Origin of the sequence: Mesorhizobium sp. M7A.F.Ca.CA.002.04.1.1 (assembly GCF_004022805.1) — a bacterium.
Taxonomy (GTDB): domain Bacteria; phylum Pseudomonadota; class Alphaproteobacteria; order Rhizobiales; family Rhizobiaceae; genus Mesorhizobium; species Mesorhizobium ciceri.
In genome coordinates, this window is sequence record NZ_RZPL01000485.1 from 1 (window position 1) to 4,479 (window position 4,479).

The 4,479-nt window shown below is 62.6% G+C and carries 5 protein-coding genes and 1 pseudogene; 1 reads left to right on the top strand and 5 read right to left on the bottom strand.

Going from position 1 to position 4,479, the window contains the following annotated elements:
- On the bottom strand, window positions 1–857 hold an 857-nt coding region (locus ENZ75_RS22315; RefSeq protein ID WP_128278319.1), incomplete at its 3' end, for a BMP family protein.
- Window positions 858–957: 100 nt separating this feature from the next.
- Here ENZ75_RS22315 and ENZ75_RS22320 point away from each other — a divergent pair.
- Window positions 958–1,383, top strand: coding sequence for a hypothetical protein (locus ENZ75_RS22320; RefSeq protein ID WP_063168893.1), 426 nt, complete (start codon window positions 958–960; stop codon window positions 1,381–1,383).
- 38 nt (window positions 1,384–1,421) lie between these two features.
- Here ENZ75_RS22320 and ENZ75_RS22325 read toward each other — a convergent pair whose 3' ends face one another.
- The 4 genes and pseudogenes from ENZ75_RS22325 to ENZ75_RS22340 form a co-directional block, all read right to left on the bottom strand.
- Complete coding sequence (locus ENZ75_RS22325; RefSeq protein ID WP_013529865.1) at window positions 1,422–2,432, bottom strand: ABC transporter substrate-binding protein; 1,011 nt, start codon at window positions 2,430–2,432, stop codon at window positions 1,422–1,424.
- Window positions 2,433–2,470: 38 nt separating this feature from the next.
- Window positions 2,471–3,286: an ABC transporter permease gene (locus ENZ75_RS22330; protein WP_013529864.1), complete on the bottom strand. Its 816-nt coding sequence runs from the start codon at window positions 3,284–3,286 to the stop codon at window positions 2,471–2,473.
- Window positions 3,283–4,113, bottom strand: coding sequence for an ABC transporter ATP-binding protein (locus ENZ75_RS22335; protein WP_013529863.1), 831 nt, complete (start codon window positions 4,111–4,113; stop codon window positions 3,283–3,285). Before ENZ75_RS22335 ends, ENZ75_RS22330 begins: the two co-directional genes overlap by 4 nt.
- 130 nt (window positions 4,114–4,243) lie before the next feature.
- A pseudogene (locus tag ENZ75_RS22340) lies at window positions 4,244–4,479 on the bottom strand (3-hydroxyacyl-CoA dehydrogenase family protein); the annotation flags it as partial.

A 4,479-nucleotide genomic window follows, 5' to 3' on the forward strand; every position in this document is an offset into this window, starting at 1 on the left:
GTATAGTGTTTGGTGCCGAACGTGTCCGCCTTCAGGTCGGCAATCATCGCCGCATAGACCGGCTCGATATTCCACACCACCGACGACAGCAGGAAGCCCTTGTCGATCGGTGACTTGTCGCCGATGACGTCGATGAAATAGACCTTGCCGCCATCGGCTGCCTTGGTCGTCTCGACCGCCTGCAGCATGCCGAAGCTCGAACCGTTGCCTTGGCCGAAGATGATGTCGGCGCCCGATGCGATCACGCTTTCGGTGACGCGCTTGCCGCCGGCCGCATCGCTGTAGGCGGCCGGGCCGATCACCGCGTAGGTGATCTTGACGTCCGGGTTCTCCGCCTTCACGCCTTGCGCGAACGCCGCCGACTGCGAATTCCACGATGGCGGTTCGCCCGACACCACGATGCCGACCGACTTGGAACGCGACACCTTGGCGGCGAGACGGCCGGCGAGATAGGCGCCCTCGTGGCCGCTCAGCGTATAGTCGGCGACAAGGCCCTTCTCCAGGCCGGCTGGCGTGTCGACGATTGCCACCGGAACTTTCAATTCCTTGGCGATTTCAGGCGCCGAGGTGTTGTAGCCGCTGGCATGCGCGATCAGCAGGCTGGCGCCGTCGGAGGCAAGTTCCCGCAAGGTCGGGCGAACATCGCCATAGCCGAGGCCCTGGGCCACGACCACTTCGACGCCGGCGGCCTTGCCAGCCGCCTTGGCGGCATCGATGCCTTGCTGGTTCCAGCCGTAGTCCGTGCCTTCTTCGGGCGTCAGGATGGCGATCGACTTGACCTCGCCGGCAAGCGCGCCGCTAATCAAGACACCGACTAATATAACTGCACTTACACTGCTCTTAAGAAGCTTTAACATGTTACCCTCTCTGTTGTTTCACCAATCAATATTCTTATTGTTATTGCGCGAAAGCGAGATAGACTGCCTAGGAAAAATTACATTGTGGAGCTCAGGCAAAGTGAAGATCCGTTATGCCCTTCCGGTGATGCTGGCGTTATCGTCCTTCGCCAACGCGGTTGAGTTGCACCATGTCGTCGTCCGCACCGGCACTGACGGGCTCGACATGGTTCCGTTGACGATTTCGAATGCGGGCAGCGAAGGCCTCTCCTGCAACGCCGACTTCGCCCACTGGTATTCGGCCGGGATCGCAACGATCGAGCCGGGCAAGAAGACCCGCGTCGAGCTCTGGTTCGATGCGAAGACCGGCACGTTCACGATCCTCAACGACAAGCGCGAGAACCTGCCCGTCGAGCGGCTGTGGTGCGGTCTGGCGAGCCGAGCATATGCCACCCGCGTGCAGATCACGCTCGACCGCACCGATGCGGCGAAAGGCGAGCGCGATGTGTCCTGCGCCATGGCGCAGGACAGCCTGGCCTGCCGGTAGGCGCTCATTCCCGCGTCCGTTCGAACATCGCGAGCCTCTTATTCCTTTGCCAGGAACGCGTCGGTGAAGACGTCGTCCGCCGACAGAGCCGCCTTGAGCACGCCCTGGTCCGTCAGCGTCTTTAGGGTCTCCTCCCACTGCGTCTTCGTCATCCAGCCGAGACCGTGTTCCTTGGTGTCCGGGCTGGTGAACGTCGAGGCGATGTCGGCATTGATCTGCGCCAGCAGTACGTCCTTCTTGTCCGCATAGCCGGGCGCTGCCTTGGCGGTGATCTCGGCGGCCTCTTCCGGATGAGCCACGACATAGTCGAAGGCCTCCCTATATGCCTTGACGAAGCGGCGCACGACGTCCGGCTTGTCCTTGATCATCGCCTGCGAGGTGAACAGGCCGGAGCCATAGGCTTTCCACCCATAGTCCGCCCCCATCATGATGCTGAGCGAGCCCGGGCCCCCGGCCTTCGCTTCCAGTTCGGGAACCTCCGCATCGATATAGCCGACGACCGTCTGAACCCGGCCAAGCAGCAAATAGCTTTCATAGGGAGGCGAGACGCTGTTCAGCGTCATGTCCTTTTCGGTCAGGCCATTGGCGGCCAGGAAGCCTTTGAAGAAGATGTAGGTGGAACCGGCCGGATGAATGCCGATGGTCAGTCCCTTGAGGTCGGACGGCTTGGTGAGCTTCAGCGTCTTGGCCAGCGAAATGATCCCCAGCGGCGAGTGCTGATTGACGGCTGCCAGCGCCACGACCGGGACATTCTGCGACCGTGCGACGGCAAGCGTGGGAAGATCGCCGAACCCGAAATCCGCGTTCTCATTGCCCACCAGCCGCATCGCGTCCGGCGAGCCGGATCCCTTGCGGATCTCGGCCACATCGATGTCGTTCTTGGCGAAGAAGCCCTTTTCCTTGCCGACGAAGAACATGGCGTGATTGCCGCGCACGACCCAGTCGAGCTGGACGTTGACCTTGTCCGCCGCCAGAGCCGCGCTGGAGAAGCCGAGTGCCGTGACAAACGCCGCGAAGGTAGCGGCCTTGATAAGTGAGCGTCTCAGCATTTTTGTTCCCTTTTATGAATTTGGTTGATCGAGCGGGCCTAGGATTGGCTGAATTTCGGCGCCCACGGCACCACGATGCGTTCTAGGATTTCGGCGGCGTAGTAGAAGGCGATGCCAAGCACGGAAACGAGCAGCAGCGCTGCGAAGACCAGCGCCGTGTCGAGCTGGGTCGACGCGAACTGGATGACGTAGCCGAGACCGTCCGACGCCCCGGCGAACTCACCGACGATGGCGCCGATCACGCTCAACGTGGCGGCGATCTTGGTTCCGGCCATCAGGTTCGGCAGCGAGTGCGGAACGCGGATCCTGAACAGGATCTGCGTCGGGCTGGCCCCGACGGAATTCATCAGCGACAGCAGCGAGCGGTCGACCGATTGCATGCCCGCCAGCATGGAGAGCGTCACCGGAAAGAAGGCGATGACCAGGATCAGGCCGATCTTGGGCGCCAGCCCATAGCCGAACCAGAGGATGAAGATCGGCGCGAGGGCGACTTTCGGCACGTTCTGGAACAGCACCACCAGTGGATACAGCGCGCGTCCCAACCAATCGAAGCGCACGATGACCAGCGCAATGGCAATGCCGACCACGACCGAGACCAGGAAGCCGAACAGGATCTCGCCCGCCGTCACCAGCGTCGCCTGCATCAGCGTGCCCCATTGCGCCACCAGCGACTTCGCGATTTCGGACGGGGCGGGAATGATGAAGGCGGATATGGCAAAGATCCGCACCGCGGCTTCCCACAGCACGATCGTCACCAGCAGGAGGATGACAGCCGGCAGCCAGCTGCCGGTCGCCGCACTCCAGCTGGAGGCGAGGCGCGGCTCGGAAAGGTCGATTATGGGTTGGTCGCTCAAGACGCGCCTCCCGGTTGATGGCTGGAGCGCAGCATCGTTCGCAACTGGACCACCAGCCTGACGAACTCCGGATCTTCGGTGACCGACAGGTCGCGCGGGTAAGGCAGCGCAATGTCGAGGCTCTCGGTGATCCGTCCCGGCTTGATCCCCAGCACATGAACATGGCGCGACAGATGGATGGCCTCGTCGATGGAATGGGTGACGAGCACGATCGTCTTGCCGGTCCGCTGCCAGATCTCCAGCAGCGACTGGCCCATCGAATCGCGGGTGATGGCATCGAGCGCGCCGAACGGTTCGTCCATCAGCAGGACCGCCGGATCGAGCGCCAGGGCCCGTGCAATGGCGACCCGCTGCCGCATGCCGCCCGACAGCTCGTTTGGCCGCTTGTGGGCGCTGTCGCCCAGCCCCACCAGTTCCAGCATCTCCTGCCCGCGCGCCCGCAGATCCGAGCGCGAGAGCGACTTGTCGGCGATGCCGAGCAGCATCGAGGCATTGTCGACGGCGTTTTTCCAGGGGAGCAGGTTGGCGTCCTGGAAGACGAGGCCGATCATCCGCTTGCGCGCCGCCTCGACCGGCGCGAGCCCGGCGATCGAAACGCTGCCCTGGGTAGGCTGCACCAGCCCGGCCAGCACCTTGAGCAAGGTGCTCTTGCCACATCCGGAAGGACCGATAAGGGAAACGAATGATCCCTTTGGCACCGAAAGATCGATGTTCCTGAGGATCAGCTGACGGGCCATGACCACCGAAACGCCCTTGGCGGAGATTAGATCGTCATGGCGGATATGGGCCGGCCTGTCGCCGGCGGCTCGGATGGTTTCAATGCGCATGGCTTGTCGCCCCGCGCGCTGTTTTCTGCCGCACCCGCACCATCTTGATGGCGAAGGCGCCCTTCACACAAACAGCCGACCGGTGGAACTCCTCAAACCGGCTGGCCCTGTGCGCACCATGTGACATTGGCTACTCCCGGCCTTCCAGGATGCGCCGCACCGCGACGAGCTTGCGCGCCCGTTCACCTTGCAGCGCCTTTGTCTGCTCGGGCGTGTAGGCAAACATGCCCTCGCCCGACTTGATGCCGAATTTCGACGCAGCCGTCTTCTCCAGAACCATCGGCGCCACATCGTCGCGGTTGGAGAGATCGGCATTCAGGAAGGACGAGACGGATTTGTAGATATCCAGCCCCGCCATATCTGTCT